The sequence below is a fragment of the Kribbella sp. NPDC048915 genome, from assembly GCF_040649595.1.
Taxonomy (GTDB): domain Bacteria; phylum Actinomycetota; class Actinomycetes; order Propionibacteriales; family Kribbellaceae; genus Kribbella.
In genome coordinates this window covers 1-22,136 of the sequence record NZ_JBEZFT010000109.1, presented here as the reverse complement: position 1 = coordinate 22,136, position 22,136 = coordinate 1, and the positions used below count along the sequence as shown (strand labels likewise).

Here is a 22,136-nt window from a genome sequence, read left to right as displayed (position 1 = left end):
CACGAGCACTGCCACGGGCACTGTGACGAGCACAGCCACGAGCACTGCCACGGGCACTGTGACGAGCACAGCCACGAGCACTGCCACGGGCACTGCCACGAGCGCTGTGACGAGCACTGCCACGGGCACTGCCACGAGCGCTGTGACGAGCACTGCCACGGGCACTGCCACGAGCGCTGTGACGAGCGCTGTGACGAGCGCGGTCGCGCCCGCTGTCACGAACACTGCCACAGGCACCGAAACGAGCGCCGCGCAGGCTGCGATCGAGCCTTGTGCGCTCAGTTCGTTGCCGCCCGAGGCGTCCGGCACGCTTGACCTGATCCACTCCGGTGGGCCGTTCCCGTACGAGCAGGACGGCACGGTCTTCCAGAACCGCGAAGGCATCCTCCCGGACGAGTCCACCGGCTACTACCACGAGTACACCGTGATCACGCCCGGCTCCCCCGACCGCGGCGCTCGGCGGCTCGTCGGTGGTGGGGCGATGACCACGCCCGAGCACGTGTACTACACCGACGACCACTACTCGTCGTTCTGCGAAGTCGACGCGGACAGCTAGTAGTGTCAAAGGCACGTTGAGTGATCAGAAAGGTGTGCTGATGCTGCGTGCTGTCACGACCGGCGTACTGCTGACCGCGGCTGTCCTGGCCCTCGGCCGACCCACACCCGGACAAGCCGAGGCGACCGGCGATCCGCTGAAGCAGACGACCGGGTTCTACGTCGACCCGGCCTCCTCGGTCGCGGCGTACGTACGACGGCACCCCGAGGACACCGCGCTGGCCACCAAGATCGCGCCGTACGCCTCAACGCATTGGGTCGGCGCCTGGAGTGGCGACGTACAGACGAGCGTGACGGCATACACGACCGCCGCTCAGCAGGTGAAGCAGTTGCCTGTGTTGGTGACGGACCATCTGCCGGGACGTCAGTGCGGGATCGGCGGCGGCGCGGCGTCGGATGCGGCGTACCGCACGTGGATCACAGCGGTGTCGGCCGGGATCGGCGCGCGGCCGGCGGTCGTCGTACTCGAGCCGGACGCCCTGGCCCGACTCGACTGCTACCCGCCGGCGGAGTGGGACGGGCGGATCGGGTTGCTGAAGTACGCCGTGGACGTGTTCGCGGCGAAGAACCCGAACACGTGGGCGTACCTCGACGCCGGCTCCGCGACGTCAGGTGACGCGAAGGAGATCGCCCGTCGCCTGCGACTCGCGGACGTCGGAAAGATCCGCGGCTTCGCCCTGAACACCGCGGACTACTTCACCACCGAACAAACCGTTGCCCACAGCACCAAGATCCTGCAGGCGCTCGGCGGCGGTACGCACTATGTGATCGACACCGGCCGCAACGGCAACGGCTCCGACGGCAGCTCCTGCAACCCACCCGCCCGCAAACTAGGCACGCCCCCGGCCCGCACTCCGGCCGGCCCGTCCGCCCCCGTCGACCTGCACCTCTGGCTCCGCACCCCCGGCGAATCCGACGGCCCCTGCGGCCTCACCCCCGACCTCCCCACCCGCACCTTCTCCCCCGCACTGGCCCACCACCTCATCACCGGCACCTGACCCCCGCCCCCTGACATCACGCCCCCTGACATCACGCCGCCCTGGGAAAGCGACAGATGCGGCTCGGACCACCCCACGCGTGACCAACAGCGCCACAAAGCGGGGGTGCGTCCGCGCGGCGGAGGCTTTGAACAAGCGAAGCCACGTTCTCCATCGGCCTCGTGTCGCCGGCTGACCGCGACCGAGCTGGCCAGTATCCGGTGCGCAGCCCCCGTTTCCTGTTCGACGCCCCGACAGCTGGCCACCCGGAACCCCGGAAACTCTCCTAGATGATTGATGCACGGCCTGGTCTGGATTCGGCGGTCGTAGGCGGTGATCGAGTCGAGGACACTCGGGCGTGTGGCGTGTGTCAGGTCGACAGGACGTCTCCCGTCCCAGGAGCCACGGCTGAGCGTGAACCGGACACCGAACACACCCGCCCCACACCACACTAACTGTCGAGCGTGCACACCTTCGGACCGTGCATCAATCATCTAGGAGCGTTTTCCGCACGACAGTGGAGGATTCTTTCCGTCATACGGGGGAAACCCTCCACAGATGCGGCTGGGACCACCCCACCCATGACCAACCAGCGCCACACAGCGGGAGCGCGTCCGCGCGGCGGGGGGCCTGAACAAGCAATAACGAGTGCACACACACCGTTTCCTGTTCAAGCCCCCCGAGAGTTGGCCGAGCGGGAGCGGGCGGCGGGCGCGGGCAGCGGGAGCGGGAGCGGGCGCGGGCAGCGGGCGCGGCGCGGGAGCGGGCGGCGGGTGCGGTGCGGGAGCGGGCGGCGGGTGCGGTGCGGGGCGGGTGTGGGCACAGCAGAAGGTCCCGGGTCGGCGACCCGGGACCTTCTGGGGTACTGCGTCTACTGCCTGTACTGCGTTTACTGCTTGTGCTGTGCGGACTTCAGCGGATCAGAAGTCCATGCCGCCCATGTCGGGGGCGCCGCCCGGAGCGGCCGCGGCCTTCTCCGGCTTGTCGGCGATGACGGCCTCGGTGGTGAGGAACAGGGCCGCGATCGACGCCGCGTTCTGCAGCGCGGACCGGGTCACCTTGGCCGGGTCGATGATGCCGGTGGCGATCAGGTCGACGTACTCACCGGTCGCGGCGTTCAGACCGTGACCCGGCTCGAGGTTGCGGACCTTCTCCACCACGACGCCGCCCTCGAGGCCGGCGTTCACGGCGATCTGCTTCAGCGGGGCCTCGACGGCCTGGCGCACGATCTGCGCACCGGTCGCCTCGTCACCCTCGAGCTCCAGCTTCTCGAACGCCGCGACGGACGCCTGCAGCAGCGCCACGCCACCACCGGCGACGATGCCCTCCTCGACGGCCGCCTTCGCGTTGCGAACGGCGTCCTCGATGCGGTGCTTGCGCTCCTTCAGCTCGACCTCGGTGGCCGCGCCGACCTTGATCACCGCAACGCCGCCGGCCAGCTTGGCCAGCCGCTCCTGCAGCTTCTCGCGGTCGTAGTCGGAGTCCGACTTCTCGATCTCGGCGCGGATCTGGTTCACCCGGCCGGTGATCTGGTCGGCGTCGCCGGAACCCTCGACGATGGTCGTCTCGTCCTTGGTGACGACGATCTTGCGGGCCTGACCGAGCAGCTCCAGGTCGACGGAGTCGAGCTTGAGGCCGACCTCCTCGGAGATCACCTCGCCGCCGGTGAGGACGGCGATGTCGACCAGCATGGCCTTGCGGCGGTCACCGAAGCCCGGCGCCTTGACGGCGACGGCCTTGAAGGTGCCCTTGATCTTGTTGACGACCAGGGTGGCCAGCGCCTCACCCTCGACGTCCTCGGCGATGATCGCCAGCGGCTTGCCGGTCTGCATGACCTTCTCCAGCACCGGGACCAGGTCCTTGATGCTGCCGATCTTGCTGTTCACCACCAGGATGTACGGGTCGTCGAGGACCGCTTCCATCCGCTCGGTGTCGGTGACGAAGTACGGCGAGATGTAGCCCTTGTCGAAGCGCATACCCTCGGTGAGCTCGAGCTCGAGGCCGAAGGTGTTGCTCTCCTCGACGGTGATGACGCCTTCCTTGCCGACCTTGTCCATCGCCTCGGCGATGATCTGGCCGACCTGGGTGTCCGCGGCGGAGATCGACGCGGTCGAGGCGATCTGTTCCCGGGTCTCGACGTCCTTGGCCAGCTTGAGCAGCTGCTCGCTGACGGCCTCGGTGGCCTTCTCGATGCCCTTCTTCAGGGACATCGGGTTGGCGCCGGCGGCCACGTTGCGCAGACCCTCGCGGACGAGAGCCTGAGCCAGCACGGTGGCGGTGGTGGTGCCGTCACCCGCGACGTCGTCGGTCTTCTTGGCAACTTCCTTGACGAGCTCGGCCCCGATCTTCTCGTACGGGTCCTCGAGCTCGATCTCCTTGGCGATGGAGACGCCGTCGTTGGTGATCGTGGGGGCGCCCCACTTCTTCTCCAGCACGACGTTGCGGCCCTTCGGGCCGAGCGTCACCTTGACCGCGTCGGCGAGGGTGTTCATTCCCCGCTCGAGGCCGCGGCGCGCCTCTTCATCGAACGAAATCAGCTTGGGCATTCTCCGCGAGTCCTCCCGCGTCGAGTCTGTGTGGTTCAGCCGGCCTGATGCCCGCGACGGACGGCACCGGCCCCGCGACGCTCATGTCCCGCCGCACACCGGCACCTCATCGAGGCCGTACTCCTTGCACACTCCGGGCGCGAGCACTTATCACTCTCACCCATGGAGTGCTAACCAAGTATTAGCACTCGCCCCAAGTGAGTGCAAGCCAGCCCCCGGCCTACGGTGGACCCATGGCGAGCGTACGCCCGGCCGGATCCGGTGCCTGGGCCGACGTCCGGGCGGTGATGGGCGAGCGCGGCGACCCGTCGCGCTGCTTCTGCCAGTACTTCCGGCTCCGCGGCAAGGCGTGGTCCGAGGCCTCCCCGGACCAGCACCGCGAGGCGCTGCGGCACCAGGTCTGCGACGGAGAGCGACCGCCCGGTGTCGTCGCGTACGACGGGAACGTGCCGGTCGGCTGGTGCGCCGTCGGACCTCGTACGTCGTACCCACGCGTGGTCGCCTCGCCGTACTGGCGCACGGACCACCCGGACGCCTGGGTGATCACCTGCTTCGTCGTACCGGTCGGGCAGCGCCGGAAGGGAATCGCCGGCGAGCTGTCCGCGGGCGCGCTGGAGCTGGCCCGCTCGTACGGCGCACGCACGGTCGAGGCCTGCGCCGTCGACACCGCCGCGGCCGGCCGGGTCCCGTCCGCCGACCTGTACCGCGGGCCGCTGTCGGTCTACCTGGCGGCGGGCTTCACCGAAGTGAGTCGCACCAGCCCGCAGTGGGTCCTCGTCAGCCGTGCAGTTGGGTGACCAGGTACTTCGGGGCGGTGAGGCGGTAGGCCTCGGTGATGAGCTCCTGCAGCTCGCCGGGATCGGCCAGCTCGAGGTGAATGTCGAGCCAGGCGAACCGGCCGCTGGCCCAGGACGGCGCATACACCTCCGGATCCTCGGCCACCAGCGCCTCCTGCTCCTCCCGGAGGGCCTTGAGGTGCATGCGGGTCTGGTCGCCGGACAGGTACGCGAAGCTCTTGTTCCGCACCTTGAACACCGGCTGCCCGGCCCACCCCTCCTGCTCCTCGACCCCCGGCAGCCCCACCATCACCTTCACCACCGCCGCCACGTCCATACCCCGGCACGCTAGCCACCCCCACCGACAGTTTTGTCAGCGCGCGATCCTGACGGCCACCGTCGACCCGGCCGGCAGGACCGTCACCACAGCAGGTGATACGCCGAAAGGCAGTGCCGTCGGGGTAGCTGGGCGACCGCACCGGCTGGTACCGCACCTTGAGCCCGGCCGCCGTTCGTCCATGCTCCTCCGCTCACCCTGAGAGACAGCCTGGAGGGGCCTGAGGGTTCCACGGAAGGGGTAGGGGTCGGGTCAGGGGTGGGTCGGTACCGATCCGGATGTGGCAGCGGCCGTCCGCACGGGACAGTGGAGCCATGACGAACTCCAACGCTCCGTTCCAGAATCTGTCCGGCAAGGTCCTTCGCCGTTCCTCGAAGCAGCGCATGCTCTCCGGTGTGTCCGGTGGCATCGCCGAGTACCTGAACGTCGACGTGACCCTCATCCGGCTCGCGTGGGTCGGCCTGACGCTGATCACCGGCGGTGCCGCGCTGATCGGCTACGCGGTCGCGTGGATCGTGATCCCCGAGCCGGACGGCAAGGCGGTCTGGCAGAACGTCCAGCAGTCGGTGAACCAGAACCACACCCAGAACCACACCCAGGACACCACCGAGCAGGACATCGCGGCCCGCATCTACGACGACACCACCACGACCGGCGACAAGCCCCCGGCGGCGTGACCACCACTGCGCCAACCGAACGGCGCAGCACCGCCGGACCCGGCGGCGGGGTGCCGAACTGACTTCCCACCCCGCTGCCGCGCTGCCACACTGCCGTGGTGCAGCGCGCCGAACAGATCACTCGCTGCCCCGACTGCGGGCAGCAACTCCGGGTCAACCCGAGGCACGTCACCTGGTGTGACAAGTGCGACTGGAACGTCGACCCGGCTCCTGAAGTGGACCGGACTCCCCCGTGGCGCCGTCGGCTCGAGCACCGGCTCGCCGACGCGCTGTACCGCGAACTGGAGTCCGGAACGGTCCACCGCCCCGGCTGGGACGCTGCCAGGATCAGCGCCCACGTACTGTCCGGGCTGATCCTGCTGCTGCCGCTGCTCGCGTTCCTGGTCGGCGTCGGCCTCCTGGTGTTCTACCGGCCGCTCTGGCTGAGCGGGCTGCTCGCTCTGCTCGCCTTCGGGATCGCCTTCCTGCTGCGTCCGCGGGCCACGCGGCTGCCTGACGACATCTACCTCGTCCACCGCGACGAGGTCCCCACGCTGTACGCCGTGCTCGACGAGCTGGCCGACGCCATCGGCACGCGGCGGGTGGCGGCTGTTGCCGTCACTACGGACGCGAACCTCTGGTACGCACAGGTCGGCTGGCGCTTCCGGCCTGTCGTCTGTATCGGGCTGCCCCTCTGGGCAGGTCTGAGCCCGCAGGAGCGCGTCGCCGTGCTGGCGCACGAGTTCGGCCATGGACGCCACGGCGATACCCGAAGCGGCTGGGTGGTCGGCGCTGCCTGGTCTGTCCTGGGCGAACTGCAGGCCACCTTCGCCGAGCAGCACGGCGACCGCATCCGGCGGGAGTTCGGCTACGAGGACCCGACCGGAGCCACGCTCGTCAGCCGGATGCTCAACGCCACGATCGGCGTCCTGGTGAGCGGCGTCGCCTGGCTGCTCGAACGGCTGGCGTTCCGCAGCGACCAGCGGGCGGAGTACCTGGCTGATCTCAAGTCGGGCGAGATCGCCGGTTCCGAGGCGAGCGCCCACGCGCTCGAGCGGGTGCTGCTGGCCGACACCTCGTACCGGGCCATGGAGCGAGCGCTCCGGTTTCCGACCGAAATCGACCCGTTGGAAGCCGTACGGCGCGAGGTGACGGAGATCCCCGCCCACGAGATCGAACGCCGGTTGCGGGTCAGCCGGCTGCGCGAGGTACGGACCGACGCGACGCACCCGCCGACGTACCTGCGGACGAAGCTCCTCCGCAGCCGACCGGCCACCAGCGCCCGTCTGGTCCTGGGGATCGACCGCAGCCGAGCCATCGACCACGAGCTGCAGCCGACCGCCACCAAGGCACTGGCCGCCCTACGCGCCAGTCTCTAGCACCCCCAGCGTCGCGTCCCGGACGACCGCGGCCTGGTCGGGCTGGTCGGTGAAGACGGCCTGGAGGCCAAGAGTCGCGAAACGGGTCAGTTCGGTGCTGAAGTCGGTCGCCGTGGGCAGGAAGCGCCGCTCGGCGCGGAACGTCCACGCCTGGACGTTCAGACCGGCGCGGTGCGCTTCGTCGACCAGTCGGGTGGGTTCACCGAGCCGACCATCGGCCAGCCGAGGTACGACGAGGTCCTTGTGCGGCGCCAGCACCTGCGCGTACGTCGAGATCTCGCGGAGACCACGCCGCTCGACGAACCCGGTCCCGATCAGCTGAACCAGCGGTACCCCGGTCATCACCGACAGCCGCCGCAGACTGGCCGGTTCGAACGACTGGATCATGATCTCGTCCGGGCGCAGCCCCAAAGCGATGATCCGCTCGGTGAGCAGTTCCTCCAGTGGCAGACCGAGCCGACGGAAGTACGCCGGATGCTTGATCTCCGGCAGTACACCGATCAGCCGCCCGAGCCGCGCAGACTCCGCCCGGGCCAGTGCGACCACGTCGTCGAACGTGGGGATCTCCTCGAGCCCGTCGTACGCCGTGTTCGCGGCGCGCAGCGCGGGCATCCGTTCGCGGGTCCGCAGCGTCCGCAGCTCGGCGTACGTGAAGTCCTCCACGAACCAGCCGGTGACCGCCGTCCCGTCAACGACCTTGGTCAGCCTGCGATCCGCGAACACCGGGTGGTCGGCGACGTCCGTCGTGCCCGACAGTTCGTTCTCGTGCCGGCAGACCAGGATGCCGTCGAGCGTGGCGACCAAGTCCGGCTCCAGGTAGTCGGCCCCCTGGACCGCTGCCAGCCGGTACGCCGCCGCCGTGTGCTCGGGCCGGTACCCGCTGGCCCCTCGATGCGCGATCACCAACATGCCGCCAGCACACGCGCCGCGGATGACCCGGCAGGAACGTGTTGCCCAACGCAAGATGACGCTTCGCCGACGGTCTCCAGGTGCGAGTAATTCGCATGCGGCTGTCGGTGGCGGCACCTAGCCTGAGAAGGCTATGAGACAACTGCCGCTCGCCGACCCCGGCGTACCGAATCACCGCTCGCCGGCCCGCTATCTGTGGTGGGTGGCCGGCGGCCAGGCCCGCACGCTCGCCGGCGGGATGGCGTTCGGCATCTTGTGGATGGCGGCGCAGGCGTTGATCCCGGCGCTGCTCGGCAAGGCGATCGACGAGGGCATCGCCGCGCGGGACAGTGAGCGGCTGCTGCACTGGACCGCGCTGCTGTTCGCGGTCGGCGTCGTGCAGGCGGTCGCGGGCATCATGCGGCACCGGTTCGCGGTCACCAACTGGCTGACCGCGGCGTACCGGACCGTTCAGGTGGTGACGCGGAAGTCGGCCGATCTCGGCGCGACACTGCCCAAGCAGCTGGCCACCGGAGAGGTGGTCAGCATCGGCGCCGGCGACCTGTCCTACATCGGCAACCTGATGGAGATCTCGGCCCGGTTCGCGGGCGCGATCGTCGCGTTCGTCGTGGTCGCGTCGATCCTGCTCTCGTCGTCGACCGTGCTCGGTCTGGTGGTGCTGATCGGCGTACCCATCATGCTGTTCTGCCTCGGCCCGATGCTGCGGCCGCTGCACCGGCGGCAGTCCGCGCAGCGCGAGGCGGTCGGCGAGCTGAACTCGCTCGGCTCGGACATCGTGGCCGGTCTGCGCGTGCTGCGTGGCATCGGCGGCGAGGAGTCGTTCTCCCGGCGGTACCGCAGCGAGTCGCAGCAGGTGCGGAAGGCAGGTGTGCGCGTCGCGGGCATCCAGTCCGTGCTGGACGCCGCGCAGGTGCTGCTGCCCGGCATCTTCGTCGTGCTGGTGGTCGGACTGGGTGCACACTTCGCGCTGCGCGGTCAGCTCAGCGCCGGTTCGCTGGTCGCCTTCTACGGGTATGCGACGTTCCTCGTGCTGCCGCTGCGGACGGCGACCGAGTTCGCCAACCAGCTGATGCGCGGACTGGTCGCGGCGGGCCGGGTGATCCGGGTGCTGAAGCTGGAGACCGACATCACCGAGCCGGAGACGCCGGTGCGGCTTCCCGACCGTGGTGACCTGGTCGATCCGGTGTCCGGCATCCGCGCCCGCGACGGCCTGTTCACGGCGGTCGTCTCGGCCGAGTCGGACAACTACGGCAAGCTCGCGGACGCCCTCGGCCGGTACGACGACGCCAGCGAGGTCAGGTACGGCGGGGTGACGCTGGCCAGCGCTACCCGGGCTGACGTCCGGGAGCGGATCCTGGTCAGCGACACGGGCTCCCAGCTGTTCACCGGTCCGTTGCGCACCGAGCTGGACCCGACAGGCCGGCGCTCCGAGGACGACCTGATGGCCGCGCTGCGAACGGCGTCCGCCGAGGACGTGCTCGTCGCGCTGCCGGACGGGCTCGACTCCGAGGTCGAGGAGAAGGGCCGCTCGTTCTCCGGCGGTCAGCGTCAGCGGCTCGTGCTGGTGCGGGCGCTGCTCGCCGACCCGTCCGTGCTGGTCCTGGTGGAGCCGACCTCGGCCGTGGACGCGCACACCGAGGCGCGGATCGCGGAGCGGCTGCGCGCGCACCGGGCCGGGCGTACGACGGTCGTGCTGACCGGCAGCCCGCTACTGCTCGACCGCGTCGACGAGGTGATCTTCGTCGCCGCCGGCCGTGTCGTTGCTACCGGCAAGCACCGCGAGCTGCTCGAGAGCACACCGCAGTACCGCCGCACCGTCACCCGTCAGACCGAAGACGCCGAGGAGGCCCTGCGATGAGGCAGATCCTGCCCGTGGCCGGGCCCACCGAGATCCGCCGGCACGCGCGCCGATTGGCCCGGCAACACCCGCGTGCCCTGCTGATCGCGCTGGGGCTGCACGCCCTGGCCGCGGTGACCGGGCTCGCGGCGCCGCGACTGATCGGCAACCTGGTCGAAGACGTGCAGAACGGCACGACCGCGACCAAGGTCAACGTGGTGATCGCGGTGATCGCCGCGTTCATCGTCGCGCAGTCGCTGCTGACCCGCTGGGCCCGGTACCGCTCGTTCGCGCTCGGCGAGCAGGTGCTGGCCGAGCTGCGCGAGGAGTTCGTCGACAACGCGCTGGCGCTCCCGATCGGTACGGTCGAGCGGGCCGGCACCGGCGACCTGTTGTCGCGGACGTCGCGTGACGTCGACACCCTGTCCCGCACGGTGCGCTTCGCCGTACCGGAGACGATCATCGCGTTCGTCACCGTGGTGTTCACCGTGGTCGCGACCGTGCTGGTCGGCGTCTGGGTGCTCGTGCCGCTGCTGGCGATGGTCCCGCTGCTCTGGCTGAGCACCAAGTGGTACCTGCGGCGCGCGAAAGACGGCTACCTGCGCGAGAACGCGGCGTACGCGCAGATGACCAGCTCGCTGGCCGAGACGGTCGAGGGTGCGCGCACTGTTGAGGCCCTGCGGCGGTACGACGACCGCGTGCGGCGCGGCGATCAGGACATCCGAGGCAGCTACCTGGCCGAGCGGTACACGTTGTTCCTGCGGACCGTGTACTTCCCGGCCGCGGAGCTCGGCTACCTGGTCCCGGTCGTCGGCACGCTCCTGTTCGGCGGCTGGATGCACCTCAACGGGCACGCTTCACTCGGCGCCGTCACGGCCGCCGTGCTGTACGTGAACCAGCTGATCGACCCGGTCGACCGCTTGCTGTCCTGGCTGGACGAGCTGCAGTCCGGCGGTGCCGCGTTCGCGCGGTTGCTCGGGATCAGCGACGTACCGGACGACCGGACACCGTCGGGACAGGCGCCCGCGGGTGAGCTGGTCGAGGCGCGTGATGTGCGGTTCTCGTACGTCGACGGGCGCGACGTGCTGCACGGTGTCGACCTGACCGTCCAGCCGGGCGAGCGGATCGCGATGGTCGGTCCGTCCGGTGCCGGCAAGTCGACGCTGGGCCGGCTGGTGGCGGGCGTCCATCCGCCGCGGACCGGTTCGGTGACAGTCGGCGGTGTCGGGATGACCGAGCTGCCGCTGGACGAGCTGCGCAAGCAGGTCGCGCTGGTGACGCAGGAGCACCACGTCTTCGTCGGCACGCTCCGCGACAACCTGTCGATGGCGCGTCCTTCGGCGACCGACGTGGAGCTGCTCGACGCGCTCGATGCGGTCGACGCCCGGGAATGGGCCGAAGCGCTGCCGGACGGCCTCGACACGCGGGTCGGGTCCGGGCAGCTGTCGTTGACGCCCGCGCAGGCGCAGCAGCTGGCGCTGGCGCGGTTGGTGCTCGCGGATCCGCACACGCTGGTGCTCGACGAGGCGACCTCGCTGATCGATCCTCGGGCGGCGCGGCACATGGAGCGTTCGTTGGCCGCCGTACTGGAGGGGCGGACCGTGATCGCGATCGCGCACCGGCTGTACACCGCACACGACGCCGACCGCGTCGCCGTGGTGGAGGACGGGCGGATCTCGGAGCTCGGCAGTCACGACGAACTGGTCGCGCGCAAGGGGTCGTACGCCGCCTTGTGGAACTCCTGGCACGGCTGAGCATACGAGAGGGGCTGGGACCTGTTGCGGCAGGTCCCAGCCGGTTGACGTCTTACCGTTTGCGCAGTACCAGGACTGCTGAATCGACATGCGGCGGTGGGGTGAAAGCCTTACGGGGAAGGCGAAGGCCGATCGACGGGTCGTAGTGACGGAACCACCGGTTCGCTCCGGGAGCGTCGCCGCGAACCCACCGATTCGCCACCTGCCGCTGCAGCACCAGATCCGCCGACACCAGCCGTGAACCCGGTGCCAGCAAGCGCTTCAGCAACAGCGTGGAGATGTTGTACGGCGGACTCGACACCACCCGGAACGGCCGGGACGGCAACCGCAGGTCACCGGCATCGGCCCGGACCACCGTCACCGGCGCGTCCGCGAACCGCCGGCGCAACCGATCGGCCCGCACCGGATGGAGTTCGACAGCGATCACCCGGGCCCCGGCCCGGACCAACGGTGCGGTCAGCGCACCGAGACCGGCTCCGACGTCGAGGACCAGCTCACCGGGACGAACGCCGGCTGCCTCCACGACTCGTTGAGCCCAGCGGCCATCAAGCGGATGCCATCCCCAGGCACCCCGCGCCTGCCCGGAGGCGGGCACGACGGACCATCACAAAGTACGTAACCATGACTCGACCCTAGACCGGGGCCGACCCCTGTCGTCAAAGGGTTTTCTCAGACGAGGCCGGGGTGCGCGCCGAGGGCGGCGACGGTTTCGGTGGTCCGTCGTTGCGCCAGTCGGAGGCGGGCGCGGCGGGAGGTGTGTCCGGCGAGTTCCCGGCGGACGTCGAGGACGCGGACCGGGAGGTCGTCGGTCATCAGCAGCGGTGCGTACGCGGCCTCGGTCCGCCACCGGTTGCCGTTGCCGTCGGGGTTTCGGGTGAAGGTGAAGCGGGTCAGCAGGCCCTCCGCCTTGCGGCTCGCGGGCTCGCGGTGCGCGGCGACCAGGTTGCCGAGGCCGTACGCGATCCACTTGCCGTCGATCTCCTGCATCGGCTGCACGACATGCGCGTGATGGCCGATCACCAGGTCGATGTTGCTGTCGGCAAGTAGCTCGGGTCCGATCGCCCGCTGCTGATCGTTGAGCTTGTTCGAGTACTCCGTCCCCCAGTGACAGCTGACCAGCACCAGTTCGGCGCCCCGGTCGCGCGCCTCCTGCGCTTTCCGCTTGATCGTCTTCGCGCTGATCAGCGCGGCGCGCCAGGTCTCGCCGTTCGGGTACGGCAGGCCGTTGAACCCGAAGGTGAAGCTGAGCGAGGCGACCTTCACCCCGTGCACATCGACGATCGTCGTGCCTTCCGCCTCGGCGCGTGACCGCGCCGTACCGGCGTGCTTCAGAGCTGCCTTGTCCAGGAGGTCGAGCGTCCGGTCGACACCTGCGGAACCACCGTCGAAGCTGTGATTGCTGGCCGTCGTACACAGGTCGTACCCAGTTTGCTTGAGCGCGGCAACGATCTGCGGCGGCCCCTGGAACAGTGGGTAGCCACGATACGGTCCACCAGCGCGGGCGAGCGGCGTCTCGAGATGCGCGATCGCGAGATCCGCCTGCTGCACCAGCGGTTTCACGCTGCTCAGCAGCGGCGCGAAGTCCCACTGTCCGCCCTTGCCGTCCCGTTTGGCGGTCGTCCAGAGTCGCTCGTGCAGCAGGACGTCGCCGGTCGCGACCACGGTGATCCGCGCCGGCGGCTTCGGCCCGCCCGGCGCCGGCAGCCCACCCGGGCCAGGCTTCGTGGGTGTGGACTGCTCCGCGGGTGTGTCGGCGGACGAGTCCGCGAGACACCCACTCGTCGCCACCGCAGCGGCTCCGGCGAGCATCCCACCGAGCACCGTGCGTCGTCGTACTGCCATCCCCGCCCCCAAGTTCTTTCGTCTCCTGCTGAGACGCCTTGGGCGACGATTTGGTTGTGCGCGTTGTGGTAGTACTACCGGTATAACTATCCCGGAGGAGTCATGGTCGAGCAGAAGACACCCGCACAGCTCGCGGTGATGCGCGAGGCCGGGCGGGTCGTCGCCACCGCGCTCGCGACGGTGAAGAAGGAGGCCGCCGTCGGAGTCTCGCTGCTGGAGCTCGACGCGGTCGCCCGGGAGGTACTGCGGGACGCCGGGGCGGTGTCGCTCTTCGACGGATACCAGCCCGGCTTCGCGGCCACGCCGTTCAGCGGCGTCATCTGTACCTCGGTGAACGACGCCGTACTGCACGGGCTGCCGTCCGACCTGCGGCTGTCCGACGGCGACCTGCTGAACGTGGACTGCGGCGCCTCGATCGACGGCTGGTGTGCCGACTCGGCGATCAGCTTCTGCGTCGGCACGCCCCGGGCCGAGGACCTGGAGCTGATCGCGACCACCGAGGAGGCGCTCGCGGCCGGCATCGCGGCCGCAGTCGAAGGCAACCGGATCGGCGACATCGGCGCCGCGATCAGCCGGGTACAGCAGCGCGCCGGCGTCGGCACCAACCTCGACTTCGGCGGGCACGGCGTCGGCCGGCGGATGCACGAGGAACCGCATCTGCCCAACGGCGGCCGCCCGGGTCGCGGCCTCAAGCTCCGCGCCGGTCACGTGTTCGCGATCGAGCCCTGGTTCTGGTCCGGCCCGGGATCGGCGTACGTCATCGACGACGACGGCTGGACCCTCCGCTCGGCCGACCGCACCCGCGGCGCGCACGCCGAGCACACCGTCGCCGTTACCGCGGAAGGTCCGCAAATCCTCACCCGCCTGTAGCCGGGCACGTCTTCTCGTAGCGCCTGCTGCCGAACGACTGCGCCCACTCGGCTGCGGTCAAGTTTCGCCCGGCCATCGCGCAGGCAGCGGCCAGGGTGTGCTCGATGCGGGTGTCCCAGGTGTACGTGCGGCCGTCGTACGTCGCGATCCGCAGGACGTCGTTGCCTTCGACAAACATCGGTGCGACCGAAAGGGATTCCCGTGCCACAAGGTGAGCGCGTCGGACAAGACGATCGCGGCGCGCTCGGAGGCTTAGGCCGCCATCAGTTCGCGTGCTCGGCGTACGGCGTGTTCGAAACGCTGCGCGTCGAGCTGGTCGAGCGGTACGGCCAGCCGGTAGCCGTTGGTCGCCGTCTCGATCGCTTGGCTGCCGAGCCGCTTACGCAACCGCACCACGCAACCTTGAATCACCTTCTGCCACGATGCCGGCAGGGCCTCACGCCACAGCAGGTCCGCGAGCGCGTCGGCGGTGACAACCCGCCCAGGGCGCACGGCCAACGCAGCCAGCACGATCCGATCGCGCCGCCACGGTGTCGTTGCTTCCCCCTGGTCCCCTCCGATGGTGAGCGGGCCGAGAACGGCGATACCCACCTTTCGACTCTCCACCCGGTCCGGAGACCCGTCAACGGCTGCGTTACCGCGGTGATACCGGGCTCAACCGGCTCGATACCACCCGGCGAGACAACCGCATCATGAACAGTTACAGGTCAAACGGATGTACGTCGAAACTCAAGCGGACCGGGGCTGCGATGGTCGCCGGCACCGCACTCGCCCTCTCGGCGGGAACCGCAACCGCCTATGCGGCCGCGGACCAGTTGCCTGGTCCGGAGTCGGGACCGACGGCGCATCAGGTCGGGACGGAGCCGGGGCCGCCGAACTACCCGCAGTACGACGAACGCTACGCCGTCGAGCCGGTCGAGCCGGTCGAGCCGGTCGCACCTGTCGCGGCGTCCGACTCCGGTGGGACCTCGGGACAATGGTTGCCGATCGGCGCGGCGACCATCGCCGTCCTCGGGCTCGCCAGTGGTGGTTGGTGGTTCTACCGTCGGCGCGGGGCGTGAGCCGCGGCGCACGGGACCCACATCCCCAGGCTCAGAACAGGCGTTCTTGGACCACTGACGGTTCGCGCGTCGCGGCGATCGGTTGCGAACGATGCTCCGAGCTACCCGCGAAGCCGTGCTTGCGCAGCAGCGGGCGAACCTTGTCCTCGAAGGCCTTCCGGTAGCTCGGGGCAGCGTAGGAACCCCGTGCGTACAGGGACTCATAGCGACTGACCAGGTCTGGATGGTCGCGGGCGAGCCACTGCATGAACCACTCTTTGACGCCTGGTCTGAGGTGCAGGACCAGCGGGGTGACGCCGGTCGCGCCGGCTTCGGACAGCTGGCCGAAGAGCTCGTCCAACTGGTCTTCGGAGTCGGCCAGCCAGGGCAGCACCGGCGCGACCATGACCCCGCACGGGAGACCGGCGTCGCGGATCGCGCGGATCAGGTCGAGACGGCCGCGGACGGACGGTACGCCGGGCTCGAGACGCTTGCGCAGCTCCTCGTCACCGAGAGCCAGCGAGATGCCGACGCCGACGGAGACATGCCGCGCGGCCGCGGACAGCAGGCCGAGATCGCGGCGGAGCAGCGTGCCTTTGGTGAGGATCGAGAACGGCGTACCCGACTCGGTGAGCGCGTCGATGATGCCGGGCATCAGGCGGTAGCGGCCTTCGGCGCGCTGGTACGGGTCCGTGTTGGTGCCGAGTGCGACGCGTTCGCGCCGCCAGGACGGGCGGGCGAGCTCGTGGCGCAGGATCTCCGCGACATTGGTCTTGACGACGATCTGCTGGTCGAAGTCGCGACCGGTGTCGAGCTCGAGGTACGCGTGGGTCGGCCGGGCGAAGCAGTACCGGCAGGCGTGCGTACAGCCGCGGTACGGGTTGATCGTCCAGTTGAACGGCAGCGCCGACCCGGGCACCGAGTTCAGCGCCGAGTGCGCGAGCACCTCGTGGAACGTGATCCCCTGGAACTCGGGCGTCGTCACCGACCGGACCAGCCCCGCGATCGACCCGAGCCCGGGCAACGTCCCCGGAGTCTCCATGTCAAGCTGCTGACCGGCCCACCTCATATCTCACAGTCGAACACATGTTCCTATATTCGTCAAACGGGCCACTCAGCGGAAGGCCTCCGCGTTCGCGACCGCCCATTCGCGGTACGTCGCCGCCGGCCGGCCGGTGATTTCGGCGACCGCGGGCTCCGGGCGCATCGGATACTCGGCCATCATCCGGAAGCCGTCGAGCAACCAGTGCGCGGTCTCCAGCCCGGTGATCGGCGCCAGGTTGTCCAGATACTGCTGTGGCGTCAACTCCTCGAACTTCAGCTCGCGGCCGATCGCCGCCCCGATCTGCTCCACCTGCTCCGGCGCCGTGAGCCCCTCCGGGCCGCTCATGGTGATCTTCCGACCGCCGTACCGCTCCTCCGACAACAGCACCACGCGCGCCACCGCCGCGATGTCACCGAGGTCGATCGGCGTCTGCACCGCACCGGCGTACGGCATCTGCACGACGCCCTCAGCCTTGATGGACGCCGCCCAGTCGAGCGTGTTGTTCATGAACTGCCCGGGCCGCAAGAAGGTCCACTCGAACCCGGCCGCTTCGATCGCCCGCTCGATCCGGTAGTAGTGCCATGTCGGCGGATCCCCCTGCGCCTCGTACTCCGCCGGCTCCCCCGACAGTACGACGACCCGCCGCACGCCGGCGTCCCGCGCACAACGCACGAAGTCGTCGACGTACGCCGGCAGCGGCGCCAGGTACACGGTGTCGACACCTTCGAGCGCCGCGGGCAACGTCTCGGGCCTGCCGAGGTACCCGCGCGCCACCTCGACGCCGTCAGGCAAGGCAGCTCGCTTCGGATTGCTGGTCAGGGCTCGCGGTTGGACACCGGCCGACACCAGCTCGTCGACCAGCAGCCTTCCGACGCTCGCCGTTGCGCCAGTGACCAGGATCGTCATCTCTTCGTCTCCCCTCAACGCTTATTTTCGTAGGGTATACGAGAATTTGTCGGAGCGCCTATCGTTGGCTCGTGAGTGAGCGGCGAAGCGGTGAAGGTCAGCCGGACAAGACGCTGGCGTTGCTGTGGCGCAACCATCGCGCGGCGGCGCCCGCTGCCGACCTGCCGGAGCGCAGGCGCGGCGCCGGGCGGCGGCCGTCGCTGACCGTGGACGACGTGGTGCGGACCGGGATCCAACTCGCCGACGACCAGGGGCTGGCCGCGGCGTCGATGGGCGGGCTCGCGAAAGAGCTCAGCGTCGGCACGATGACGCTCTACACCTACGTCCCGTCGAAGGACGAACTGCTCGACCTGATGGTCGACCAGGTCCTCGCCGAACGCGCACTTCCAGGACCGGGCGAGCCCCGGCCGGACGACTGGCGCGAACAGGTGGAGATCTACTCGCGGGAGACGCGGGCGATGTTCCAGCGGCACCTGTGGCTGTCCCAGGTCTCGACCATCCGTCCGCCGGTCGGCCCGGGGATGCTGGCCGGCCGCGAGTACCTGCTGTCGGTGCTGCTCGACCTCGGCCTCAGCGCGCGCGAGACGAACACGGCCGCGCTCGCCATCACGACGTACGTCGACTCCGCCGCCGGCCTCGAGGCCGAGAGCCAACTGGTCGAACGCGCAACCGGCCAAACCAACGACGCCTGGTGGTACGAGCGCAACGACCTGTGGGAAACGTACTTCGACGTCGACCGCCATCCCGCGATGACCACGATCTGGCACGCGAACGGCTACCAGTCCTCCACCCGCGAAGCCTTCGCCGACTCCTACCGCTACGGCCTGGACCGCCTGCTCGACGGCATCGAAGCGAGCAGGCGGACCTGACCTTGCGAACGGGCGCCGCTACGAACGGACGCCGGTGAGGACGTCGGCGCCGATCGGGTTGAGTGCATGCCGCACGGAACTGCCGATGCGGCGCGTGGTCACCAGACCGGTGTCGTGCAGAACCCGCGCATGCTCGCTCGCCGAAGCCAGCGAGATCCCCGCCCGGGCGGCAAGTTCACTGGTCGAGCAGGCGCCGCTCGAGATGGTCGTCAGCACCCGCGCCCGCGTCTTCCCGAGCAGATCCGCCACCGCGCCGTCCCGATCCGCCCGGCGCGTGACGACCGGTCCGGCCTCGTGCCGCACCGGGTACACGAGCACCGGCGCCAGCGACGGATCCAGCAGCATCATCGGGTACTTCCAGCAGAAGTACGACGGCACCAACCGCAGCCCACGCCCGTCCAGGTGCAGGTCGCGCTCGACGTGCGGCAGGTCGACGCTCAGCACCGGAGCCTCCCAGTGCAACGTCGGGTGCAGCTGCGGTATCAACGACTCGAACCCGTCGTTCGCGACCGTATCGTTGTGCTTGGCAACGGCCGGTTCGATCGTCGTCGTGATGATCGGCATCTGCGGCGCGATCTTCGTCCGGTGAAAAGACTTCAGCCCGTGCACCAACCGGTTCATCACCGACGTCTCCCCGGCCGCAAGCCGCCGCGTCCAGCCCGGCAGCCGAACACTGTCGGACAACCGCCCCAACTCCGACCGCAACCGACTGGCCGGCGTGGCAGCGACCGCCGCCAACCCCGCCTCGATCCCCTGCGCCGCAGCCCGCGGCGTCAGAAAGTCCGGCGAGTACCCCACCGGCGGCGCGAGCGCGAGCAACTCCTGCTCCACCGCCGTCAACCGCGCCCGGGCCCGCTCCCGCCAAGGCCCGAACTTCTCCGGCTCGTCGTCGGTCTGCAAAATATGCAGACCGAGCAGGACCTCCCACAGCGGATCGGGCCGCTGCGCGATCGTCGTCCTCGCCAGATCAACCGTTTCGAAATGAATACGGAACACCACGATCTCCTCCCCCGAGGAAATCACCCGCCGTGGTCAACGGGCGACACAGTGACCGTAACACCCCAAAGGGTCACCCACCGTGACCACTCAACCGCCACCGCCGCCGAGCACACGCCCTGCTACCTCAGATTCACCTCTGCAGCACTACCAACCGTCACCGCCTACGCCCCCACCACCAGCCGACACGGCCTCGAGCGCCCTGGCCGTACAACACCTGGCCGTACAACACCTGGCCGGACACCACCTGGCCGGACACCGGGCCGCATGGGGCAGCGGGGTCGTCGCCGAACGAACGGACAGCGGCAGGCGGGCCGTGAACGGAGAGTGGCCACGGCGACCAGCTCGATCCGGGCGCGGGCGGGTGCCGAGCGGGCCGCGACCGGGCAGGCACCGGGAAGCAAGCGGTAGTGGCCCAGCAAGGCACAGAACGAGTAGCGGCCGCGCATGCACCGGGCCAGCAGCGGCGAGGTGGGGCCGAGCCGGCAGCGGCGACATGGAAGCCAAGCCGGCAGCGGCGGACATGGAAGCCAAGCCGGCAGCGGCGACATGGAAGCCAAGCCGGCAGCGGCGACATGGAGGCCAAGCCGGCAGCGGCGACATGGAGGCCAAGCCGGCAGCAAGCGGACAGCGGCCAACCGGGCATCGAGGGGTGGTCGGCGCGGGCGGCTGCGGGCCGGCGGCTGCGGCCGGGACGGCGGGTCGGCGGCTGTGGCCGGGCGGTTATGGCCAGGCGGCGGGCACAGTTGCTCAGGGGAGGCTGCGGCAGCCGGCTGAGCTGGTACGCGGCGCGGATGCTGACGACTTGGCGCTTCGCGCAACTGGTCCCGCAGGCGCACCACGCATGGCAACACAGCCGCTAACCCACCGGACGCTGAGCCGGCGTCACAGCCAGTTCCACGACAGGCAGGCCAACCGCGTACGACGGTGCGGACGTAGACAGGCAGGTGCCTCGCGCACCCGCGCGCGCAGTCGACCTGTGCACATTGCTACACATCAATCCCCAGCCAAGCCCTCAGGCGGCGACACAGGCGATCCGCACGAGGCCGGACCAACCGGGTACGACGGGGCGGATGCGGTCGGACAGGTGCTTCGCGCAACCGATCCGCCCACATGACGACACAGCCGCTCGACACGACCGCTAAGGCGGCGACGCAGCCGCTGCCTTAGCGGCTGCGACGCTGGTAGAGACAGGTGAAGACAGGTGAAGACAGGTAGCGGCGCAGGTAGTTGCTACGCGGGTGGTCATGCATGGACACGCCGGAGTTCCCGCACTCGGCCACGCTCCGGGCGAGCGTCACGAAGTGAGGTGGCCGCACGAACGGAGCTGCGGACACCGTTAGCGCACCCACACAGCCGCGTACGAATCGACGAGCGCAGCTCCGCAGCTACTGACGACTCAGGGCCTACGCGCACGCCCACGGCTACGGGCACGGGCACGGCACGAGACAGAAGTTCGCGCCGACCCGGATGCGACGGTGGCGACTGGCCCCGTAAGGGCGGCGGGCGTCGACAACCCGAGCACGCACTGGCACCGCATCCCATCACCATCGATACGACTGTCAGTACAGCCGCAGACGAATACACCACCCCGCAGGACACCTGGATGAGGTTGCCACCAGCAAGTAGCGTCCCTTCGGCTCGGCGTACGAATCGGTCCCGGGGCTGACTCCACGTCGCCCTCGCCTGCGGATCGTCGCCCGAGGTTACCCGGAGGCGGCGCGTGTCGGACAGCGCGCTTCGAACAGCGTGCATCGGAGAGCGTGCATCGAACTGCCTGTCTCCAACAGCAGGTGTCGAACGGCGGGTGCCGACTGCATCGAGGTACTGCATCGAGGTACCGCATCGAGGTACTGCATCGTCCGGAGCGCGGCGGATGGCACGCACCCAGCGGCGCGCGCAATGCGAGGCACCGACCAGTGGTCGGACCGCGAGAGCTCGCAGAAGCGATGGCCCCGAGGCGTCAGTCTGCTGCGGCGAAGGCGTCGGCGGCTCGGAGAGTCGCTTCGTTGGATCTCCACCACGTAGGGGTGCCGGCACTGACGGCTGGCTCGGCTGGCTCGTCTGGCTCGACTGCTTCCGCGTGACCTGCGGCGTCTGGTGCACCAGGTGCACCGTCGGGCATACCGGTTGCACTGCCGTGTGTACGGTCTGCCGGATTGCCGACGGCGTGGTCGAGCGTGTCTGCCCAGACGTCGGGTTCGGGTGCTGCGACGTCGGACGTTCCGCTGGAGTTGTGGGTGCCGATGACACTGTCGCACGGGCCGGCTGCGTTGTCCTTGGTTCGCGCTGCGACGTCGTGGGTTCGCGCTGCGACGTTGTGGGTTCGCGCTGCGACGTCGTGGGTTCGCGCTGCGACGTCGTGCCACGGTACGTCGATGTCGCAGTCCACGGCCCCATGACACGTACCCGCAGCGTCCTCGAGCGTGCCCGGTACACCGCCGGGCATGCCGGGTGCACCGCCGGGCGTACCGGTTGCGGCGCCGGGCGTGCCGGTTGTGGCGCCGGGCGGTTGGGTCGTGGCGTTGGGCGTGGGTGGGTGTGCGCCTGGTGGCGTTGGGGGTTTGCGGCGTTTGCGTGCCGGTGGTGGTTGAGACCAGGCGGGGCGACTGACGTGGACTTGGCCGTTGACGATGGTGATGTGCCAGCGGCCGGCGTGCAGGTCGACGTGATGGCGACGGCACAGCAGCGCCAGGTTCGAGATCTTGGTCGCGCCGCCGTCCAGCCAGGAGATCAGATGGTGGGCGTCGCACATGACCGGCGGCGCCCCACACACGACACAACCCCGGTCACGGGTGTTCAGCGCATGCCGCATCGCCTTGGTGACCAGCCGCTCACGACG

23 protein-coding genes are annotated in these 22,136 nt (G+C 69.6%); 11 read left to right on the top strand and 12 right to left on the bottom strand.

Annotation, left to right across the window (positions count from 1 at the left end):
- A partial coding sequence (locus AB0B82_RS32920) for a hypothetical protein (protein ID WP_360177601.1) occupies positions 1-237 on the bottom strand: 237 nt, incomplete at its 3' end.
- A 49-nt stretch (positions 238-286) separates the two neighbouring features.
- Between AB0B82_RS32920 and AB0B82_RS32915 the strand changes: the two genes are divergently transcribed.
- Both AB0B82_RS32915 and AB0B82_RS32910 read left to right on the top strand, forming a co-directional pair.
- On the top strand, positions 287-556 hold the full coding sequence (locus AB0B82_RS32915; RefSeq protein ID WP_360177598.1) for a ribonuclease domain-containing protein: 270 nt from the start codon (positions 287-289) through the stop codon (positions 554-556).
- Between the two features lie 40 nt (positions 557-596).
- On the top strand, positions 597-1,553 hold the full coding sequence (locus AB0B82_RS32910; RefSeq protein ID WP_360177595.1) for a glycoside hydrolase family 6 protein: 957 nt from the start codon (positions 597-599) through the stop codon (positions 1,551-1,553).
- A gap of 899 nt (positions 1,554-2,452) precedes the next feature.
- Here AB0B82_RS32910 and groL read toward each other — a convergent pair.
- Entirely contained in the window at positions 2,453-4,078 is a 1,626-nt protein-coding gene (gene groL / locus AB0B82_RS32905) for a chaperonin GroEL (RefSeq protein WP_360177592.1), read from the bottom strand.
- A 233-nt stretch (positions 4,079-4,311) separates the two neighbouring features.
- Here groL and AB0B82_RS32900 point away from each other — a divergent pair, with 233 nt between their 5' ends.
- The gene (locus tag AB0B82_RS32900; RefSeq protein ID WP_360177589.1) at positions 4,312-4,875 is read left to right on the top strand and encodes a GNAT family N-acetyltransferase; all 564 of its coding nucleotides are present in this window, start codon (positions 4,312-4,314) and stop codon (positions 4,873-4,875) included.
- Here the strand turns inward: AB0B82_RS32900 and AB0B82_RS32895 are convergent.
- A complete protein-coding gene (locus AB0B82_RS32895; RefSeq protein WP_360177586.1) occupies positions 4,856-5,191 on the bottom strand; it encodes an MmcQ/YjbR family DNA-binding protein in 336 nt (111 codons plus the stop codon). The genes AB0B82_RS32900 and AB0B82_RS32895 overlap by 20 nt on opposite strands.
- 314 nt (positions 5,192-5,505) lie before the next feature.
- Between AB0B82_RS32895 and AB0B82_RS32890 the strand changes: the two genes are divergently transcribed.
- A complete protein-coding gene (locus AB0B82_RS32890) occupies positions 5,506-5,868 on the top strand; it encodes a PspC domain-containing protein (RefSeq protein WP_360177583.1) in 363 nt (120 codons plus the stop codon).
- Between the two features lie 98 nt (positions 5,869-5,966).
- The gene (locus tag AB0B82_RS32885; RefSeq protein ID WP_360177580.1) at positions 5,967-7,226 is read left to right on the top strand and encodes a M48 family metallopeptidase; all 1,260 of its coding nucleotides are present in this window, start codon (positions 5,967-5,969) and stop codon (positions 7,224-7,226) included.
- Here the strand turns inward: AB0B82_RS32885 and AB0B82_RS32880 are convergent.
- On the bottom strand, positions 7,209-8,135 hold the full coding sequence (locus AB0B82_RS32880) for a glycerophosphodiester phosphodiesterase family protein (RefSeq protein WP_360177577.1): 927 nt from the start codon (positions 8,133-8,135) through the stop codon (positions 7,209-7,211). The genes AB0B82_RS32885 and AB0B82_RS32880 overlap by 18 nt on opposite strands.
- A gap of 133 nt (positions 8,136-8,268) precedes the next feature.
- Here AB0B82_RS32880 and AB0B82_RS32875 point away from each other — a divergent pair, with 133 nt between their 5' ends.
- Together AB0B82_RS32875 and AB0B82_RS32870 are read left to right on the top strand one after the other, a co-directional pair.
- Complete coding sequence (locus AB0B82_RS32875) at positions 8,269-9,993, top strand: ABC transporter ATP-binding protein (protein ID WP_360177574.1); 1,725 nt, start codon at positions 8,269-8,271, stop codon at positions 9,991-9,993.
- Complete coding sequence (locus AB0B82_RS32870; RefSeq protein ID WP_360177571.1) at positions 9,990-11,726, top strand: ABC transporter ATP-binding protein; 1,737 nt, start codon at positions 9,990-9,992, stop codon at positions 11,724-11,726. The genes AB0B82_RS32875 and AB0B82_RS32870 overlap by 4 nt, the downstream gene beginning before the upstream one ends.
- A 52-nt stretch (positions 11,727-11,778) precedes the next feature.
- Here the strand turns inward: AB0B82_RS32870 and AB0B82_RS32865 are convergent, their stop codons facing one another.
- On the bottom strand, positions 11,779-12,249 hold the full coding sequence (locus AB0B82_RS32865; protein ID WP_360177568.1) for an rRNA adenine N(6)-methyltransferase family protein: 471 nt from the start codon (positions 12,247-12,249) through the stop codon (positions 11,779-11,781).
- 146 nt (positions 12,250-12,395) lie between these two features.
- The gene (locus AB0B82_RS32860) at positions 12,396-13,568 is read right to left on the bottom strand and encodes a CapA family protein (protein ID WP_360177565.1); all 1,173 of its coding nucleotides are present in this window, start codon (positions 13,566-13,568) and stop codon (positions 12,396-12,398) included.
- Between the two features lie 102 nt (positions 13,569-13,670).
- On the opposite strand from AB0B82_RS32860, the gene map reads away from it, so the two are divergent.
- Complete coding sequence (gene map, locus AB0B82_RS32855) at positions 13,671-14,438, top strand: type I methionyl aminopeptidase (RefSeq protein ID WP_360177562.1); 768 nt, start codon at positions 13,671-13,673, stop codon at positions 14,436-14,438.
- Here the strand turns inward: map and AB0B82_RS32850 are convergent.
- Together AB0B82_RS32850 and AB0B82_RS32845 are read right to left on the bottom strand one after the other, a co-directional pair.
- Positions 14,425-14,616: a hypothetical protein gene (locus AB0B82_RS32850; protein ID WP_360177559.1), complete on the bottom strand. Its 192-nt coding sequence runs from the start codon at positions 14,614-14,616 to the stop codon at positions 14,425-14,427. The genes map and AB0B82_RS32850 overlap by 14 nt on opposite strands.
- 74 nt (positions 14,617-14,690) lie before the next feature.
- Positions 14,691-15,029 (bottom strand): winged helix-turn-helix domain-containing protein, encoded by a 339-nt coding sequence (locus tag AB0B82_RS32845; RefSeq protein ID WP_360177557.1) that lies wholly within the window; start codon positions 15,027-15,029, stop codon positions 14,691-14,693.
- A gap of 101 nt (positions 15,030-15,130) precedes the next feature.
- Here AB0B82_RS32845 and AB0B82_RS32840 point away from each other — a divergent pair, with 101 nt between their 5' ends.
- A complete protein-coding gene (locus AB0B82_RS32840) occupies positions 15,131-15,499 on the top strand; it encodes a hypothetical protein (protein WP_360177555.1) in 369 nt (122 codons plus the stop codon).
- A gap of 31 nt (positions 15,500-15,530) precedes the next feature.
- Here the strand turns inward: AB0B82_RS32840 and AB0B82_RS32835 are convergent, their stop codons facing one another.
- Together AB0B82_RS32835 and AB0B82_RS32830 are read right to left on the bottom strand one after the other, a co-directional pair.
- Positions 15,531-16,547 (bottom strand): Rv2578c family radical SAM protein, encoded by a 1,017-nt coding sequence (locus AB0B82_RS32835; protein ID WP_360177552.1) that lies wholly within the window; start codon positions 16,545-16,547, stop codon positions 15,531-15,533.
- 45 nt (positions 16,548-16,592) lie between these two features.
- Entirely contained in the window at positions 16,593-17,429 is an 837-nt protein-coding gene (locus AB0B82_RS32830; RefSeq protein ID WP_360177549.1) for an NAD(P)H-binding protein, read from the bottom strand.
- 71 nt (positions 17,430-17,500) lie between these two features.
- Here AB0B82_RS32830 and AB0B82_RS32825 point away from each other — a divergent pair, with 71 nt between their 5' ends.
- Positions 17,501-18,298, top strand: coding sequence for a TetR/AcrR family transcriptional regulator (locus AB0B82_RS32825; RefSeq protein WP_360177546.1), 798 nt, complete (start codon positions 17,501-17,503; stop codon positions 18,296-18,298).
- 18 nt (positions 18,299-18,316) lie between these two features.
- Here AB0B82_RS32825 and AB0B82_RS32820 read toward each other — a convergent pair whose 3' ends face one another.
- Both AB0B82_RS32820 and AB0B82_RS32815 read right to left on the bottom strand, forming a co-directional pair.
- Positions 18,317-19,294, bottom strand: coding sequence for a winged helix-turn-helix domain-containing protein (locus tag AB0B82_RS32820; RefSeq protein ID WP_360177543.1), 978 nt, complete (start codon positions 19,292-19,294; stop codon positions 18,317-18,319).
- Between the two features lie 1,963 nt (positions 19,295-21,257).
- The gene (locus AB0B82_RS32815; RefSeq protein ID WP_360177604.1) at positions 21,258-22,019 is read right to left on the bottom strand and encodes a hypothetical protein; all 762 of its coding nucleotides are present in this window, start codon (positions 22,017-22,019) and stop codon (positions 21,258-21,260) included.
- On the opposite strand from AB0B82_RS32815, the gene AB0B82_RS32810 reads away from it, so the two are divergent.
- Positions 21,909-22,136, top strand: a 228-nt coding sequence (locus tag AB0B82_RS32810; protein WP_360177607.1) for a hypothetical protein, incomplete at its 3' end; no start/stop codon positions are given. The genes AB0B82_RS32815 and AB0B82_RS32810 overlap by 111 nt on opposite strands.